A 17,847-nucleotide genomic window follows, 5' to 3' on the forward strand; every position below is an offset into this window, starting at 1 on the left:
CTTGCTCCAACCGTTTCCACGATACCTGTAGCACTCACCCTTAATCCCAGGTTACCTTCGACCGTTCTGTAAGATAACTGCCTCTCATTCGAAACAACTAAGCCCGTTTCCTCTTTAGTTAGGTTTGCTAAATCCGGTAAAACGGAGTGGACATCCGTTGTTGCCCCACCAATATCTATAACTAGGATATTGCCAAAACCCTCTTTTTGATGAGTCCCAAGCGCTAAGAGCTCTGTCCCCATCAGCACCGCACCAGGTGTCGGAATAACCCGTCCATTAGAGACTATTTCTAGTAAGCGCCCTAAACCTCTAGCCCTAGTAATTTGCCGAATAAATTCCTGATGAATAGCTTCCCGAGCTGGTTTGACTTTCAACTCATGGATCGTTGGCATAACGTTAGGTACTCGAATCGTGAATATCCCGCCACATTTCAAAATCTCTTCTACTTTTGGTTGAGCTTCAGTATTTCCGGCGATAATGACCACACTATGCGTCTTACTGTTAACAATCACTTCAGCATTCTCCAGCAGAGAATCCTGATCGCCACCATCTGTCCCACCGGCTAAGAGAATAATATCGGGCTTGATTTCATGTAATACCTCTAAGCGAAAATCAACTGGGGTCTCATGGGAAATAATCTCCAATACCCGAGCACCGGCACTCATCGCTACTTCTTTCGCAGCCTTCGCTGTAACTCTGGGCATATAACCCATCGCAACCATCCGCAGCCCCCCTGCGGCAGAACTCGTTGCTAACGTGCGGGAGGAAATCACCTCTGTCCACTGCAGATCACGCGCGAGATTATGGCAAGCATTGATAAGTCCTATTTCGATGTTTTCCACTGTCGTTGGAGCTTGGGAACGACCGATAAACGTTAAGTTGGTCCCATAACGATTAAATGCCGATACCTTGGTATAAGTGCTTCCCACATCGTAGACTAAAAGGTCAACCTGAGGCATTTTACTTCACTTCCTTGGCAACCCATTTTTTCCTTAAGCTATCTTGAAATGTAAACATAACCGTCCATAATGCGGCGAGCAGTACGGCCAAAGGCCGCTCTTTCAAGCTTAATCCCGTCTCCGTCTTCTTTAGCTTCAACTTCGATATCAATAACACCCGCTGGATGGCCAATTCTAACAAGTGGAGATTTGGAATGGGTCACTTGGTTTACAATCGAACCTGGGATTTTCGCTGCTGCCCCGGTACAAGTCGTCCCTGTACCTGCATAGGTTTTGTGCATCACTTGCATATACATGAGTCTGGATACAAAATCAACTTGATCAGCCCCAATTTCGTTGCCCGTAGTAAAGTCGACATAATCTTGTGGTTCACTGACAAAAGCAATCATCGGAAAGGCAGGACTATTTTTCAAAGCATCTGCTTCGTCTTTAGCCATTCCGATCATCGCTGCCGTTTTCCCACGGATTTTTTCTAACAAATCCAGCATTTCCTTATTTGCGTTAATTTGAGCTGGAGTTTCAATCCCTGTAAGCCCTAAATCTTTAGCTCGTACAAAAACCATCGGATTAGCGACATCAATAATTGAAGCCTCTAAGGTGCCAAAACCTTCAATATTCAGGACATCTACAACCTTCCCAGTCGGTAACATCTTATTAGTTACGGAACCAGCGGTACCAGCAAAGTCCAACATGATTTTTGCTCCAGTGCCTGGAACTCCGGCGATTTTATAGTCGCCGCTTACTTTGGCTTTACCATCTTTCACAGGAACCTCAGCAACCAAAATTTTACCAGTATTTGTATTGTGAATGCGAACCCTTGTGACCGGTTCGACAGCCCTTACTAAACCTTCGTCGATTGCGAAAGGACCCACGCCTGAAGATATATTCCCGCAGTTTCCGGAAAAATCAACCAATTCCGTTCCGATACTCACTTGGCCAAACGTGTAATTGACATCGGCATCAGATCGTGTAGCAGGACCAATAATGGCTACCTTACTTGTTAGAGGATCTGCTCCACCCAAGCCGTCAATTTGCCTGACATCTGGGCTACCAAAGATAGCCAAGATCTCTTGATCCCTTCTAAGTGCATCTGATGACAAGTCATTTTCCATTATAAAAATCCCTTTACTCGTCCCCGCCCTTAAAATAGCACATCGTATCCTGCGTTGCTCCGTCATACTATTTCCTTCTTTCGTTCATTCTCTCTTCTACCCACCTAATGACATCTTGTGGATCAGTACCAGGACCAAAGAAACTTTCGACTCCTAAGAAATCGGTTCCTTCGTTTTTCATTTTTTGTTCGATCAGGGCGTGTTCCTCTTCTTTCTCTGCGATCCGTCCTCCGGCCATGAGTACTACATTATCCCTGATTCCGAGTTCCTTAAGGCGCCTTTCTACACGCGGGAATAACGTTAAACCTAAACCTAAGAGATTGCTGACCCCAACCACGTCCGCTTTGGTTTCTGCAGCGACTTCAGCCACGGTTTCAGGTAGATTCATTCCCCGTAAATAGATCACTTCATAACCTGCTTGCTCAAACGCCTCACGAATAACGTTAATCCCTACCACATGAGCGTCCGCGCCGACAGTCGCTAAAAGTATCTTTTCCTTTTTAGAAATAGGCTTCTCATCTTCCACTGTAACCTTCTCAGTGGTATAGGACATTTTATCCACAGGGACATCAACAGGACCATAACCCGGAATATAGCGGCGAATCCCGTCTTTCCCACGGTGGGTTTTTACCCCCCGTTTTAGATCCCAGGCAGCTGCTCTCGGTGCATCGAGAATGCCTTTTTTTCCAGCAGCGACAATGATATCGATCAGCTCTTCATCGCTATAGTTTAGCCAAAAATCCGGCCCGATTTCTTCCGGACTTAACTCCCGAGACAATCTAAATGTGCTCGTCAAAACAGCTAAAGCCTCTGTAACTATTTCAGCTTGTCGACGATCAATGGCAGGATCCTTGATTTCGTAGGAAGCGATATTCTCAAAGACATTTTGTGTGGCCCAAATCGCCTTAGCCATTGATGCTCCCGTCGGAATCCCGACGTTTTCCGCTGCTTTTGGCCGATAGAAGTTTGCTCCACCTAATTTGGCACTGATCGCCATCCGGGCAAAGTGAGCTTGCTCGGCAATCAGATCAGCCGGAGGGTTCTGAAATGTCTCAGGGACGACAATCAGAAACTCACTCCACATAAGTTGCTTAAAGGCCCTCATGACGGCCAAGTCAGCAAGTAAATTGATTCCTGCTACATTCATTTGGATACCGCTAAGTGCACTGGGTAATCCAGCATGGATTGCTAGGCCTTCAGCTAATAAGCACATCGCCAGGGCCATACCGTCCGTTCCACCAATATTATTGAGGTGTTTATGGGAATCTGTTTGGACAAAAATATTATTTTCCGCACAGATTTGCAGTGCTTTATACCCGTTAAAGACCTTCGTTTTATAATCATGAATACCCCGTCCACCAAAATGAACATGAATAACGGGTCCGATATCTGTACCATCGAAGCCGGCAATCAGGGAATTAATAATGGATAAGTGCGGTGTATCCCCGGTAGCATTGATACGTAGAGGATGGTTTGCTCCACCACCCAGTTCTATGAATTGACGCTCTCCAGCTGGCGTAATGCCACCCTTACCCCGGGACTGCTCAATCAAATCTGCCCCGTCTAAAGGATCAATGTGCCGGGTGGCTTCAGAATGCACAAAATGGAAGAGATCTATGTTAAGTTCCTCGGCTACTTTATACATAGCTATTGATTCCTGATAAGTCTCTTCAGCAGAATTACGGCCCAAAATGGGGTTTTGTGCAGGAATACCCGTCCAGGCTGCAAGGCGCCCCAATTCCGTTATTCGGTAACCACTGCGTTCAACTCCATTAACGACTCGGGGAAAGGGAGCTGGCAAACCGGTAATCGAACCATCCTGGCCCATTTTAGGCATTTCTACCCCAAAAACCTTTTCGTAAGCTTGAACTCGTTCATAGTCTTCTGTAATAATCTGCTTGGTTTTTTCCTGCATTAGTTTCTTCCTCCTAACTTTTACGGGAAGATATCATAAAATTTTCAATTGATTTCGAACTTTGGCAATAAGCCCACCTGCTTCTAACGTCTCCAAAACGCTGGAAGCTAAAATAGTTCCACTGATTTTCCCACCACTCGCACAAATTGTAACTTCAGCTGACACTAGGTCTGCCTCAATTTCCTGTCCATTTTCCACCTGCAGCTCCATGTCACATACCAGAACCGGCAAACCAATGTTTATCGCATTGCGCCTAAAAATCCGAGCGAAGGATTTAGCGATTACTAGTCCGACACCTGCTTCCTTCAGAGCGACTGGTGCTTGCTCCCGACTCGAACCGCAGCCGAAATTCTCGCCAGCTACGATAACATCTCCAGCCTGTACCTTCCTGGCAAAATCCGGAATCTCGCTCCCAGCAAGCGCATACTCCTTAAATTTGTCTGCGGGAGCAGCCATTGCATAGCCAGGGAAAATCTGGTCCGTATCAATATTACTACCCAAATTCCAAACTCGACCATGTATCTTACTTTTCCAGCTCATCGGCTAAACCTCCTAAAGGCACCACCATGCCAGGGGTTACAATTGTTCCAGCAATCGCACTTTCTGCTGCCAGGCGAGGGGATGCCAGATATACCTTTCCGTCACGATGACCCATTCTACCGGGGAAATTTCTATTCGTTGTAGATACAGCAACATCCCCCGCAGCTAAAAGTCCCATATGAGCGCCGAAACAGGGACCACATCCTGGGCTGGTTATCATACCTCCAGCTTCACGGAAGATTCGGTTTAACCCTTGATCCTCCATTTGCTGGGCAATATCTACTGAAGCGGGTATGATCAATAAAGTAACGCCAGCAGCCACCTTGCGCCCCTTAAGCACTTCAGCAGCTACTAACATGTCACTTAATCGTCCATTCGTGCAACTTCCAATGACAACTTGAGATATCTTGGTTGAAGAGAGGTCAGATGCTCTGACTACAATGCCGGGATTGGGAGGGCAAGCTACACTCGCTGGAATAGCCTCAGCTTGGAAGGGATAAACTTCTTTGACCGTTCCAACGGGTTGGTCCGGATCTGCAAAATAACTAATCATTGTCCCCATCTCGATACCCATGTTGGAAATCGTCATTTTATCATCCATAGTTAGCTGATCCATTAAGCTACCCGTATAGATAACTCCTTGATCGGTGAATCCTGCAGTCCCAAAATATCCAATCAAGTGTAAGATAACATCCTTAGCGTAAACTCCAGGCTGTAGCTTCCCGTCGATACGAATCTCACAGACCTCTGGCACCTCTAAATCAATTGTACCTGTAGCCATAGTAGCTGCTAATTCAGTAGCACCTACTGGAATTGCTAAAGCCCCGTAAGCACCAGCAGTACATGTATGGGAATCTGCACCGATTAAGATCGAACCTCGTTTCAAACGGTGTTTTTCGGCTATAACTTGGTGAATAACCCCTTCTCCTTTGTCGTAAAGTTTAACTCCGTATTCCAGGGAGAACTCTCGGAGAACATTGTGCAATACTTTGGCCTCTACCGTAGCTGCTGGCATAATATGATCTAGGACAAAGACCACCTTTTTCGCATCAAAAACGTGACCTATGCCAATCTTCTTGAATTGTTCAACTGCCATGGGCCCAGTAATATCATGGGCTATAGCAAGATCAACATTTACCGTTATATCATCACCAGCGTGAACCTCTTCTTTGCCTGCCGCGATTGCCAAATATCGTTCTATTTGGTTCACTCTACTTCTCCTCCGTTCGATCAATCAACGAGAACAATTCCTAACCGTTTTGCCACCATGCAAGCTTCTTCCAGGGACGGTTTGGCATTTTTAAGAACCAGTCGAGCGCCTCCTCTATTTAAGGCTTCGACCATTGAACTTTGCTCAGTAGCGGAGACAGTAATCCTTTGCATCTGAGGCTCATCCACTTTTACGATGTCAATCTTTATCTTTTTTTCCCGGACTCTTTGCATGATCTCCCGATAGGCTTTACCATCATCTGTGCTTGCCCCCAAGACTGCAGCCATAAGAATTCCCGGAACGTTAATTCCACGACGCGCGAACAGTTCCGCATACAATTCGATCTTAACTCCAGTGATTTCCCCTTTCGCCAAGGCATGCGCAATACGGCCAGTATTGGTCGGTGATCCTACCGCTTGGCTACTTCCCCCAACCACTGCTTCGCCAAAAGGTTTCACGATTGAATTAGCTCTTTCAGCAAGCGTACGAGCTTCTTTTAAAGCCCTGTCCATAGTCACTTCAATGTTTGTCTTTTCTTTTTCCTTGATTAAATCATCTACGAAGTATTCAACCTCAAGGTTCGTTTTAAAGAAAGGTTGCATATACTCGTTAACTACAGGAACTATGTGCGTCGCTGAAACCGGGTGTACTGCTGCTGCCATGGCAACCATGACGTCAACAGGTACATCGACTGGAATATTTGTATGCATTGCCAGGTTTGCTGCCAAATTGCCAATAACCACGCCACCACCGATATGAGTGGCGCATAGTCCTGATACCATTACCCGGGGAGTGCATGGTACACCAATCGTTGGAGATAACGCCAAAACTATTGCTTTAGCCAACGCTTTTGGTTGTCCTTTGCGATATTCGACCAAGGTTGCTGCCGTAGCGGCAGCGCCGGCACCGAAGCCTTCCATATTGCAGCCTGTGGATGTTTTACCCGCGCGGAAGATGGTTCCCACCTTTAGCATCACAGATACGATTCGTGCCAATTCTTCTTTATCGTCAATGATCTCCTGCAGTGCACGAAAAAGTCCGGTGTAAGTACAAGAATCCCCTGTTCCAGCACAGGGCTGCAGTCCGCAAGAATGGTTGCCAACTTGAGCGGCTAGAGTATAAACGAGTATCTTATTGATGAGGTCATCCTCAAATAAGCGATGAGAAAAGTCATTATAAGCTAATTCTTGAGGTGCTTTACCAAGTAAAAAACTCGAACCAGAAGTAATGCCCACCTCCGCAGCATAAAGGTTGTGCGCAAAGGCGTTGATAACGGCATCGATAACCTCTTCTCGATTCATAGCATTCTGGGACATGCCCTCGGCGATAATAACGTCACTGGCACTTAAGTTCAACTCGTCCGCGATTTCGACAACTTCGCCTATGGTTAAATTTCCAACTTGGTATCCCTTTGCTTGAATTAGTTTTATGATTTCTTCCACTTGGTTCACCTCCAGTTTTTAAGTTTTACACTCTGACTTTAATATTCAACAGATCTTCCAGTGGTTTGATCACGGCTGAAATATCTTCCCGCCCTAGCCCTGCAGCTCGCGCTTGCTCAAATACCTGTTGGGCAACATTCGTTAGCATCATCGGAACTCTGGCCTCTTTAGCTGTTTGGACAGCTAGTTCAAGATCTTTAAATTGGAGGTCAATAGCAAATCCTGCCTCAAACTGACCTTTAAAAACGAAGTTAGGCATTTTGGCTGCGAGCGCGTAGCTGTTACCAGAACTAACGCTAATAATTTCCAAGAGGACTTTGGGATCCAGCCCAAGCTTTGTTCCAAAGACAAAAGCTTCTGCTGCTGCAGCCATATTCACGCCCAACAATAGGTTATTGACAATCTTTACTGCATCTCCGGCTCCTACCTTACCCACGTGGTAAATTTTCTTACCCATAACCTCCAACAACGCTTGATAGCGCTCCACAGGTTCCTTCTCGCCACCCACCATAATGGTTAGCGTTCCTTCCGTTGCGCCCTTTACCCCACCGCTTACTGGTGCATCGATATAATCAATCTGCTGTTCCATGGCCAGTTTTGCCATTTTCTGTGTAAATGTCGGTGCAACACTCGACATATCAATAATCGCAAATCCCGGCTTTGCCCCGGCAAAAATACCCTGTTCTCCAAGAAGGACCTGCTCTACAATCCCTCCATTCGGCAACATTGTGATAACCACATCAACCTCTTGAGCTAATTCACGTGGACTCTGTACCCTTTTTACCCCTTCAGCAACAAGCTCTTGAACGGCTAATTCATTCACATCATTGACAAACAGCGAATACCCCGCACCTAATATATTTTTGGCCATAGGTTTTCCCATGACACCAATTCCGATAAAGCCTACTTTCAACGTCAATCCCCTACCCTCCAAAGATCCAATACAGCCGTTTCCCTATCGAAGCCCGTCTTCACCTTTGACTTCACTTTTTTGCAAACCGCCAATTCGGGGATGTGGACGCCCGGCATCCGTTACAACCAGCGCAACAACCAATTCATCCGCTCTAGGTGCATCCGCAATTCTCACTTCCATAGCATCATAGTGTGTACGCACAAACGCAGCATCTTTGTAATGTACAGGTACATCTAAGCACGTTCCCATTCCGCCAAGTTTTTTGGCGGAAGGAATGATCGCTTTACCTCCTCCAACCTCTTCCCGAAAAGGTTTGCCTAAACGAGGATGTAAAATAGCAGCGGCGTGTTCAAGTTCACCTTTTTCGCCAACAATAGCTCCCTTGCCGTAGCTCTCTACGTCTTCTTTCGCAATTCCGAGTGCTTTTACTGCCCGTTCAGCGAGCATTGAACCCAACTGTTCGCCGATTTCCATCAGTTCTGTTAAATCTTCCACGTACTTTCCTGCAAATGGATTTTTAATAACGGCCATAGCAGTCGCCTTACGAGTAGGTTTAACGACAGTCTTTTCGCCATCTTTATGAGTTTCTTCAACAACCGTTACAATTTTACGAATTTCCATCTTGATTTCCTCCTTCAAATTTTGCTGCTTGACACAAGTTATCCGGTATCATAACCACCAAGTCATCAAGAAAGATCACCGCTCCGTGAATACGATCTTGAGACTTAAGTTCTATGGCTTTATGCAAGCCATTTTCCAAAGCTTTTTTCTTAGTTTCAAGGCTTAGGCCTCCAACCTTGATTGTAACCAGGTGTCCGGGTATGTCTGTATTCGGGTCCAGTTGTTCTGCAGGCAATCTCAAAATGCCTGGGTCTTCCACAAAACAATGATTAGCAATAAGCGTTGCGCAGGCATCGGCGACTCGAGCAGTCTTCGCAACAACCGTCACGGCACTGGCGATACCCTTGGTAAAGCTACGCCCTCCCAAACCACTGGTTGCGACTCCCCCAATTCCATCTTCAGCAGAAAGGTTAAGAATATGGCTATACACTGAAGAATCAATACTCGGTGTCAGCCCCAGCTTCGTCGTTTCTTTTTCTAGTAACCTAATCGCAATATCCCCGCCGTTATTGATCATGACCTTTGAGGCCCCTTTTTCCACCAACCAGTCGCCCGCTAAATCCGCAAACGTACCCGCTACCGCTGCCATGGGTGTTAAGGTCCGATCTCCGGCTTCTAACACAGCCTCGACCATCAACCGTAAAGGCAAAGGATAGGCCCTAAGATCCGCTTCAACTAACGTTAAAACATCTTTTGCTTGTTTTTGAACCTCAGCTATATCCGACAGAATACTCATCACATACTCTGCAGCTTCCTGCAGTTGCTCTGTCATTGCATGGCCATGTACTCTGGCCATTAACATCATTTGAACCGGGCCATAATCCAGAAATACTCGATCTTCGGCTAAGACATTGATCATTATCGCACCTTCTCCCGCTTACTCTTTTTGAGAGACGATCTGACTTAGCTTCTTGATCGCTTGGATATGACCACCAATTTCTTTATACTTTTCCAAGGGCATTGTATATTCTACCGGAGCAACCGTAGCGGGTGTGGGAACCCAAGTAAAGGCTTTGGAAACTACTTTTTCAACATCGACCATGAAGTTAATTCCCCCACCAGGGAGCACATAGACCTCCGCACCGCCGATGGTTAATAATGCCTCTCCGTTATGGACAGCCTGGGTTACTTTAAGTGGATTTACCGCCACTCCGGCACGTGCACTACCTCCAGTTCCTCCAACATAGAGAGCGGAAACTCGTGCATTTTCACACGTATCGCGGATAGCATCAACTGCACTCTTAACCTCATTGGTCATCGGTATTTCAAGCACGGAACCATCTACTTGGACTTCGAATAGAGCTGCCATTTTTCCAGTGGTCTCTGTTACAAGGACCTTCATACTTTGCTTAGCCCGGGACATATCGACCGACTTAATAGCATCTTTTGGATTTTCTATATTTGTTCCGCCCCACCCTTGGCCATGTTCCCCAAAGTAACGTCCCCGCGTACTCCGTCTGGCATTGGGAATGACTCCGCTCCAGCTCATACCGACTGCTTCCCCAGCCATATGTTCTGAGAGCAAGCCAACCACATGGTGATCAAGAATAATCGCTTCATCAACAACTTCTTTGAGCTTTGTAGCAAACATACCAATCGTTGCACTTCCGCAACCAACACGCATCTTCGTATCTTCTACCCCGTTAATAATTGGTGGACACCCGACTTGAAGTTCCAGGGTGTTATTCTCAACGTTCAACGTCACTCGTTCTCTATTGGCAATTTCCACAATGGTTCGAGCAACAATAAATCCATCGTTGCCTGTAAGAAGGTTTGCTCCGCCAATGGAAAGCATTTTGGAACCGTACTCTTCGGTATCAACCATCCCTACAACTTTGCCATTACGTTTAACCTTAGCGCCTTCTTCACCTACAAATAAATTAGTATCAATCTTAACCTTAATCCCACTGTAACTTAAAGGTGCTTCGGTTACGACGGTAACCATCTCTACACCATCAACGGTATCCTGAGCAATATACGGTGCTGGACGGCAACATGGATAGGCAGTTCCAGCCCCAACTGCAGTAATCAGTGGACCTCCCGGAGTAACATCCGTTACTAATTTCCGGTTACGGATAAGCTGCCCTGCATCATTCCGATAGCGCTGGCAAGCTCCCGTGTATCCTTCTAAAATCTCGCATTGTACCGGGCAAGAAGTACATTTTACTGCCCCTTCTTTAATTTCACTGATCTTGGCAGCCGCGTTGAAAGGGCATACTCTAGTACAGATCCCGCAGCCGGTACAACTATCTTGAATAAAAGCCTTTTTGTCCTTAATAAGGATAGCCTTATTGGGACATTCCTTGCTACAGATGCCACATCCCTTACATAACTCAATGTCAATCACAACTGCCATTTAGTTCAGTCCTCCCTGTCATCCATTAACTACAAATTACTGTACAGAATAATTACGTTCAGAAGGGGGAGTGTTACGACTCTTTGTAACTTTGATGGCTCCATCGACCATAACAAGAGCCACAGCTGGCAAATCACCCGCTGCCAACGCTTCTAAAGCATTACTGCCTATTGAGCCTATGGGGGCATCCATGATGACTAAGTCAGCCTCTTTGCCTTCAGCGATAAGACCTGTCTCCAGACCAAAGACCCGAGCCGTATTACCTGTAGCCATGGCGATGACTTTTTCAGCAGGGACATCCGACATGGAGGCTATAAAGCTTATCGTCCGTAAGATTCCCAACGGAATAATGCCTGTGCCGGAAGGAGAATCATTGCCGAAGATGACTCTGTCCAAAGCATCTTTCTCAGCCAATTTACGGACGGTAAATGCAGCGATCTTAGGATTGCCGCATTGTACAATCTCAAGCGCCAAATTTGTATTGTTAATCAATTTTTCGACTTCGAGCGGAGAAATCGCCGTAGGACCACCATTAACATGAGACACTACCGTCGGCTGAACAGCGATTACATCATCCGCTGTAACTGTTGAGCTTCCTGGAATCGAAGTCCCACCAGTATGCATCGCTATTTTCATGCCATATTTTTTGGCCCACTTAACCATCGGCGCAGCATCTTCAGGTTTCTTTACACTTCCCAAGCCAACTTCCCCGACGAGCCAGACGCCTTCCTTGGCCATCTCGGCGAAATCAGCTTCCACCAGCCCCTTTTCCAGAATTACCGCCCCACCATGAACTTTTAAACCGGATGAGCGTAAGTTTTTGAAGGACTTATGAACCAGTATGGCTAAGGCCTTTGTTCCAGCTGGATCTTTTGGACGTCCGGGAAAGTGCGGTTCACCTGCAGAGATAAACGTTGTTACTCCACCATGGACGGCACTATCAAGATAATCTTGCGTTTTTTGGCGAGGGGTATAATCCCCAATCACCGGATGGACATGAGAATCGATCAAGCCCGGTGTAACCGTCATCCCTACTACATCAATCGTCTTTTCTACCTTAAAACCTTCTAGGATATCAGCGTCCCCTATTTTAGCAATTTTTCCATCTTGAACAACCATCGTAGTTGCCTTACTTAGCGGTTGTTTAATGTCCCCTGTTACTATCATTCCAATGTTTACTAGTGCAATAATCGCCATAAAGAACCCCTCCTCTACGCCCATAATTCTTGAGCTTTATGCTTTATGCTTTCTTCTTATCTTCCTTCGCGGATTTTATTCCGGCCAGAATGCACTATTCGTTTCATTAATGAAACGAATAGTGCATATCACAAAACTTTAGGGAAAATAGATGCGGCGGGTGCTACCCTAAATTAAGGGAATGGGACTTACCCAAGAGGAATCCATTAATGTAATTTTTAAGACTGATGCGGTGTGTATATATTAAAAACGCCTCTTTAAAATTCATTAATCTCGTCCAAACTTTTTCCCTTAGTTTCAATTCCAAAAACTAGGACTACTAGAGCAACAAGAGCGAAGACAGCCGTTAACATACCAAACACATAAGTGTAGCCTACAACCTTACCATAGGTCTGATAGATCAAACCCACCACATAGGGAGCTGCAATCATTCCTATCCGACCAACTGCTGCAGCCCAGCCAGATCCGCTTGCCCTTGCAACAGTGGGATACATTTCCGGTGTGTAAGCGTAAACGCCGCCCCACGCTCCCAAACTGAAAAAGTAGAGGAGAGAACCAAAAATCAAAATCTCAGTCGGCGATGAACTCTGACCAAACAAATAAGCCGCCACGGCCGTACCTGCCAAGTAGATAACAAGAACAGCTTTACGCCCAATCTTCTCAATCAGATAGGCTGCACTATAATATCCAGGCAGCTGTGCTAAACTCATGATAAGGGTGAATTCCAGGCTCTTAATCAGAACAAAGCCCTTTCCAATCATCAACGAAGGTATCCAGAGAACGAAACCATAATAACCAAAGTTAATTCCTAACCACAGTATCCATAAAACCATCGTACGGCGTCGATAAGCCCCTGACCACAAGTCGAGTAGACTTACGCGATTTTTATTTTTTTCTTGAGGACTATCTTTTTCAGCATCTTTAAGTAGAGCTAGCCCTGCTTCCCGCTCCATCTTGGCTACGATGTCATCGGCTTCCTTTATCCTTCCCTTTTGTTCTAAGAATCGTGGGGACTCGGGAACTGCCTTCCGTAGGTAGGCACTATACAGGGCAGGTACTGCCCCGACAAAAAAGGCTACACGCCATCCATACAAGGGAATTAGAAGTACGGCAATCAAAGAGGCTATGATCCAGCCCCATGCCCAAAAACTCTCAAGCAAAACCACCATGCGACCTCTGCTTTTTACTGGAGAGAACTCACTAACTAAGGTAGAGGCTACCGGTAGCTCGCCGCCCAGTCCCAAACCTGTTAGAAAACGAAGAACCAGCAGCATGCCAAAACTAGTTGCTAGCCCAGAAATACCGCTAAACACTCCATACATTACCAGGGTAAATAGGATGATGTTCTTGCGGCCCCATTTATCCGCTGCCATACCGGCTACTGCCGCCCCAATGGCCATTCCGAGACCTCCGATGCTGCCTAATAATCCCAATTGGGTGGGAACTAAATGCCACTCCTTACCGATAGTGGCCATTACTCCCGCGACCATACCCTGATCCATAGCATCAAAGAGCCAACCGATCCCGGTTAAAAATAGAACTGTCCATAGGGTTCGCGTAGGCGGAAGTCTATCCAATCTTTGCGAAATATTCATTAATTCAATCCCCCTTTTTACATAATTCCGTGAAATGGTTACCCATTTCTACCCATTGCAACAAGAATCAAACCTATTCATGACTAATACCAACACCACCTTTCTATTTTCTTTTGATTGTAGCAATAATTCTTTCTGGTGTTAAAGGTAACTCATACATACGAATTCCCAGAGCATCGGCCACAGCATTGGCAATAGCAGCAGCCGTCGGCACCAAGGCTGGTTCACCGACCCCCTTTGCCCCATAGGGACCGCTAGCTTCATATTCCTCAATAATTATCGGATAGACTTCAGATACATCCATAGCAGTGGGTATAAGATAAGTTGACATACCCGGACCTTGTATCTCCCCATCTTTTACTACTACTTCTTCAAGTAAAGCATACCCTATCCCCATAGAGCAGCCGCCTTCAATCTGCCCTTCCACATTTTGCGGGTTGATGGCTTTACCAACATCATGAGCGGCTACAATTTTTTTTACTTCTACAATCCCTGTTTCAGTATCTACTTCTACCTCCGCAACCTGAGTCGCAAAAGCATAAGTTGCATAAGGAATACCTTGGCCTGTTTCAGAATCAAGTTTGGTCGTTACAGGATCAAATGAGCCATGCCCCAGGGTTAAAACACCTTCGCTTCGACATTGGGTGATAATTTCTTTAATCATTACGCCACTAGGGTTATCACCGACCCATATCTGTCCTTGATATATGCTTAACCTTTCTGCCTGTATATTTAACTCTTCAGAGGCTTTGGCTAAAACTTGCTCACGAGCATTTTTTGCTGCTAAACGAACGGCATTGCCGGAAACGTATGTTTGTCTGGATGCCGATGTTGCACCGGCATCGGGCGTTACTTCTGTGTCAGCAGCAACAACCACTACATCCTCAATATTAATTCCCAATGTCTCCGCCGCTATCTGGGCTAAGACCGTGGTTGAACCCTGCCCGATATCAGCACAACCTGTTAAAACTATGGCCGTGCCATCGTCCAGAATATCAACAAAGGCGCCGGACGGATTATGGTTAGCTGTATTGCCAATGCCATACCACATATTAGCGATACCATATCCACGTTTCTTCATCTACGTTCATCCCCTAGGCCGGGCATTACCTGGAGAGCCTTTTCCCAAGCAGCCTCTAAAGTTTTACCAATACCTACACTTTTGTTCATTTTCTGCCCAGTGGCCGTTATTGAGCCTTGTTGTAAAATATTACGCCGTCGCATTTCGACTGGACTTATACCCAAAGCCTCGGCTAATAAATCCATCTGGCTCTCACAAGCAAAGGCCATCTGCGGCGTCCCAAAACCCCGCATAGCCCCACTAATAGGATTGTTGGTATAGACACAAAGAGCGTCAATATCCACGTTAAGCACTTCGTATGGACCCGTTGCGTGTACTGCGGCCCTGACTAAAGTTGCTGGTCCGTATGATGCATAAGCCCCAGTGTCTCCAACGATCTTCACTTTAACCGCTAATAATTTCCCCTCTTTGTTAGCAGCAGTGGTGTAATCAATGAAAAACGGATGCCGTTTACCTGTCGCGACAAAAGACTCCTGACGATCGTAAACCATTCGTACCGGGCGCCCCAACTTTATGGCGGCTAAACCAAGAAAGCATTGTACCGAAATATCTAATTTACCTCCAAATCCCCCACCAGTGGTTGCTTGAATAACCCTCACTTTATTCATGGGTAACCCTAAGACTCGGGCTACATCACGCCGATCATAGTGTGGATTTTGAGTACTTACTTTGATCACCAGAATGCCATTTTCGATGTAGGCCACACCGCCCTCTGTTTCAATGTAGCAATGTTCAACACGTTGAGTTGTATAACTACGAGAAACAACTACTTCTGCTTGGTTAAGTACCGCCTCAGCATCTCCTTTTTTAATCTTACTTACTGTAAGTATATTACCCCGGGAATGTATAGCAGGAGCATCTTCTTTCAAAGCCGTCCAAACATCATAAATTGGCGGTAGTTTCTCAAAGTCGACCTTGATCAACTTAAGCGCTCTTTTAGCAATTTCCTCGTTTTCGGCCGCTACTAAAGCTATGGCATCCCCTTTAAAACGAACTTTGTCGGTAAGAGCCGGTTGATCTTTAACAATTATTCCATAGCCATTTATGCCAGGGATATCGACATGAGTGAAAATCCTCACTACGCCAGGAATACGTTCTACTTCACTAACGTCAATCTTTTTTACCAAGGCATGCGCTACATCACTGCGTAAAACCTTTAGACACAGAGTTCCCGGGAGATCGATATCTGCAATGTATTGACTCTTTCCCAAAACCTTGTCTATACCGTCAATCCGCTGTATTGACTTGCCGATAGTACTATAATCAGGCATGGTCAGCACCTTCCTTCGTTGCAATTCTTGATGCTGCTATTTCGACTGCCTGGATTATCTTCGTATAACCAGTGCAACGGCAAATATTTCCAGAAATTGACTTGGATATTTCTAAGCGAGAAGGGGTTGAATTGTGATCTAGCAAAACTTTTGCCGCTAAAATCATTCCCGGAGTACAGTAACCGCACTGAACTGCTCCAGCTTCTAAAAAGGCTTTTTGAAGGGAGTCAAGTTCGCCGTTTTGGGCAATCCCTTCAATTGTAATCACTTCCTGACCATTGGCTTGAGGAGCAAGTACTAAACAGGAGTCAACTAACTTACCGTTCAAGATGACTGAACATGCACCACACTCACCTTCACCACACCCCTCCTTTGTTCCAGTTAGATGCAATATATCTCGCAAAACGTCCAGTAATCTCAAGCCAGGATCCACATCCAGGACTATTGGTTTACCATTAACCTTCATTTCCAGATGAAATTCCGCCATTTACTCCACCACCATTTCACTACTTGAAAACAGGCTGCTTAATATATCCCGAGCAATCCCCTTCACTGCTTCACATTTATAAGCAGCGGAAGGCCGCGAACCAAGCATTCGGGCAACTTCTCTCTCAGCCTCCATAACAAAGTCCTCAACTAGAGAGTCTGATGGTTCTTGTCCAATTAAAGTATTCTCTAATGCGTTAGAACGACAAGGGTTTGGACCTACAGCGCCCAATCCTACACGAGCAAAATTTATTCGTCCTTCAGTTACTGAAAAGATAAGGGCCATATTCATTCTTGCGATGGCCAAAGCCTTACGACGACCTAATTTGATAAAACCACCCTTGCTTCCTGGCTGGAGAATTTTGAAGGTTATCTCTGTAATTATTTCCTGAGGTAAAATACGAGTTTTACCTGCTCCACACAATAGTTCCTTAAGAGACATCGTACGAGCGTAAGCTGTGGAGCGAAGCCTTACATCGGCATCTAAGGCAATCAGGGCGGTAACTGTGTCTGCAGCCGGTGAAGCATTGGCAATATTGCCACCTACAGTTCCCGCATTGCGGATTTGAGGCGAACCTACCAATCCTGCAGCATCAGCTAATAGCGGCACCTTAGTCCGTATCAAATGTGACGTCTCAATTTCTTGAAAAGTACACAGGCTACCCAAACTAATTTCATTCCCCTCAATTTTAATCTGATGAAGCTCCTGGATTTTTGATAAGTCAACCAATCCAGCTACATTCAACTTATTTTTTGACATTGCCGGAACAATGTCTGTCCCACCAGCTAAAGGAAGCAATCTTTTCTCAGCTTTAGCCAATAAATCTAAGGCTACCGTTAAAGATTCCGGTTGAAAATACAGTTTGCAATCAAGCATAATAACCCTTCCTTAGCAAAAAATAATGGCAATTAATATGTGTTGAATCTTAATTTATACTGCACACATTGAACCCTGTCTTTATCAGTCAAATTAAACAGCTTTCTTCTAATTGTCTATGCAATTTGCGTACCAACAAATCATATGATCACCTTGTTTTTAACATAAAGGACATCACTCCTTTCAAATAGGCAAAATGGTGCCTTAGGTTAGTTTGTACTAATCTAAGGCACCATTGCCTAAAAACTTTTTTGAAAATCAATAAAGCCCTT

16 protein-coding genes are annotated in these 17,847 nt (G+C 45.5%); all 16 read right to left on the bottom strand.

Annotated elements, in window-relative coordinates; translation table 11 throughout:
• The coding region (locus tag UF75_RS01355) for a glutamate mutase L (RefSeq protein WP_045572806.1) at positions 1-959 on the bottom strand (959 nt) is incomplete at its 3' end.
• Between the two features lie 38 nt (positions 960-997).
• Complete coding sequence (locus UF75_RS01360; protein ID WP_045572807.1) at positions 998-2,137, bottom strand: PrpF domain-containing protein; 1,140 nt, start codon at positions 2,135-2,137, stop codon at positions 998-1,000.
• Position 2,138: 1 nt separating this feature from the next.
• Complete coding sequence (locus UF75_RS01365; RefSeq protein WP_045572808.1) at positions 2,139-3,986, bottom strand: cobalamin-dependent protein; 1,848 nt, start codon at positions 3,984-3,986, stop codon at positions 2,139-2,141.
• Positions 3,987-4,019: 33 nt separating this feature from the next.
• The gene (locus tag UF75_RS01370; protein WP_045572809.1) at positions 4,020-4,526 is read right to left on the bottom strand and encodes a 3-isopropylmalate dehydratase; all 507 of its coding nucleotides are present in this window, start codon (positions 4,524-4,526) and stop codon (positions 4,020-4,022) included.
• Positions 4,510-5,736: an aconitase/3-isopropylmalate dehydratase large subunit family protein gene (locus UF75_RS01375; protein WP_045572810.1), complete on the bottom strand. Its 1,227-nt coding sequence runs from the start codon at positions 5,734-5,736 to the stop codon at positions 4,510-4,512. Before UF75_RS01375 ends, UF75_RS01370 begins: the two co-directional genes overlap by 17 nt.
• 20 nt (positions 5,737-5,756) lie before the next feature.
• Positions 5,757-7,178 carry an L-serine ammonia-lyase, iron-sulfur-dependent, subunit alpha gene (locus tag UF75_RS01380; RefSeq protein ID WP_045572811.1) on the bottom strand — a complete coding sequence of 474 codons (1,422 nt, stop codon included), beginning with the start codon at positions 7,176-7,178 and terminating at the stop codon, positions 5,757-5,759.
• Positions 7,179-7,203: 25 nt separating this feature from the next.
• Positions 7,204-8,091, bottom strand: coding sequence for an NAD(P)-dependent oxidoreductase (locus tag UF75_RS01385; RefSeq protein ID WP_045572894.1), 888 nt, complete (start codon positions 8,089-8,091; stop codon positions 7,204-7,206).
• Between the two features lie 42 nt (positions 8,092-8,133).
• Complete coding sequence (locus tag UF75_RS01390; RefSeq protein ID WP_045572812.1) at positions 8,134-8,712, bottom strand: amino acid synthesis family protein; 579 nt, start codon at positions 8,710-8,712, stop codon at positions 8,134-8,136.
• A complete protein-coding gene (locus UF75_RS01395; protein ID WP_045572813.1) occupies positions 8,699-9,571 on the bottom strand; it encodes a hypothetical protein in 873 nt (290 codons plus the stop codon). Before UF75_RS01395 ends, UF75_RS01390 begins: the two co-directional genes overlap by 14 nt.
• Before the next feature lie 18 nt (positions 9,572-9,589).
• On the bottom strand, positions 9,590-11,068 hold the full coding sequence (locus tag UF75_RS01400; RefSeq protein ID WP_045572814.1) for a 4Fe-4S binding protein: 1,479 nt from the start codon (positions 11,066-11,068) through the stop codon (positions 9,590-9,592).
• Positions 11,069-11,104: 36 nt separating this feature from the next.
• The gene (locus UF75_RS01405) at positions 11,105-12,265 is read right to left on the bottom strand and encodes an amidohydrolase family protein (RefSeq protein ID WP_045572815.1); all 1,161 of its coding nucleotides are present in this window, start codon (positions 12,263-12,265) and stop codon (positions 11,105-11,107) included.
• A gap of 257 nt (positions 12,266-12,522) precedes the next feature.
• Complete coding sequence (locus UF75_RS01410; RefSeq protein WP_045572816.1) at positions 12,523-13,860, bottom strand: MFS transporter; 1,338 nt, start codon at positions 13,858-13,860, stop codon at positions 12,523-12,525.
• Between the two features lie 103 nt (positions 13,861-13,963).
• A complete protein-coding gene (locus UF75_RS30645; RefSeq protein WP_045572817.1) occupies positions 13,964-14,941 on the bottom strand; it encodes a molybdopterin cofactor-binding domain-containing protein in 978 nt (325 codons plus the stop codon).
• Positions 14,938-16,212 (bottom strand): molybdopterin cofactor-binding domain-containing protein, encoded by a 1,275-nt coding sequence (locus UF75_RS30650; protein WP_045572818.1) that lies wholly within the window; start codon positions 16,210-16,212, stop codon positions 14,938-14,940. The genes UF75_RS30645 and UF75_RS30650 overlap by 4 nt, the downstream gene beginning before the upstream one ends.
• A complete protein-coding gene (locus UF75_RS28890) occupies positions 16,205-16,699 on the bottom strand; it encodes a (2Fe-2S)-binding protein (protein ID WP_045572819.1) in 495 nt (164 codons plus the stop codon). Before UF75_RS28890 ends, UF75_RS30650 begins: the two co-directional genes overlap by 8 nt.
• On the bottom strand, positions 16,700-17,575 hold the full coding sequence (locus tag UF75_RS01430; RefSeq protein WP_045572820.1) for an FAD binding domain-containing protein: 876 nt from the start codon (positions 17,573-17,575) through the stop codon (positions 16,700-16,702).
• Between the last annotated feature and the right edge of the window lie 272 nt (positions 17,576-17,847).

The organism is Desulfosporosinus sp. I2 (assembly GCF_000960765.1).
GTDB lineage: Bacteria > Bacillota > Desulfitobacteriia > Desulfitobacteriales > Desulfitobacteriaceae > Desulfosporosinus.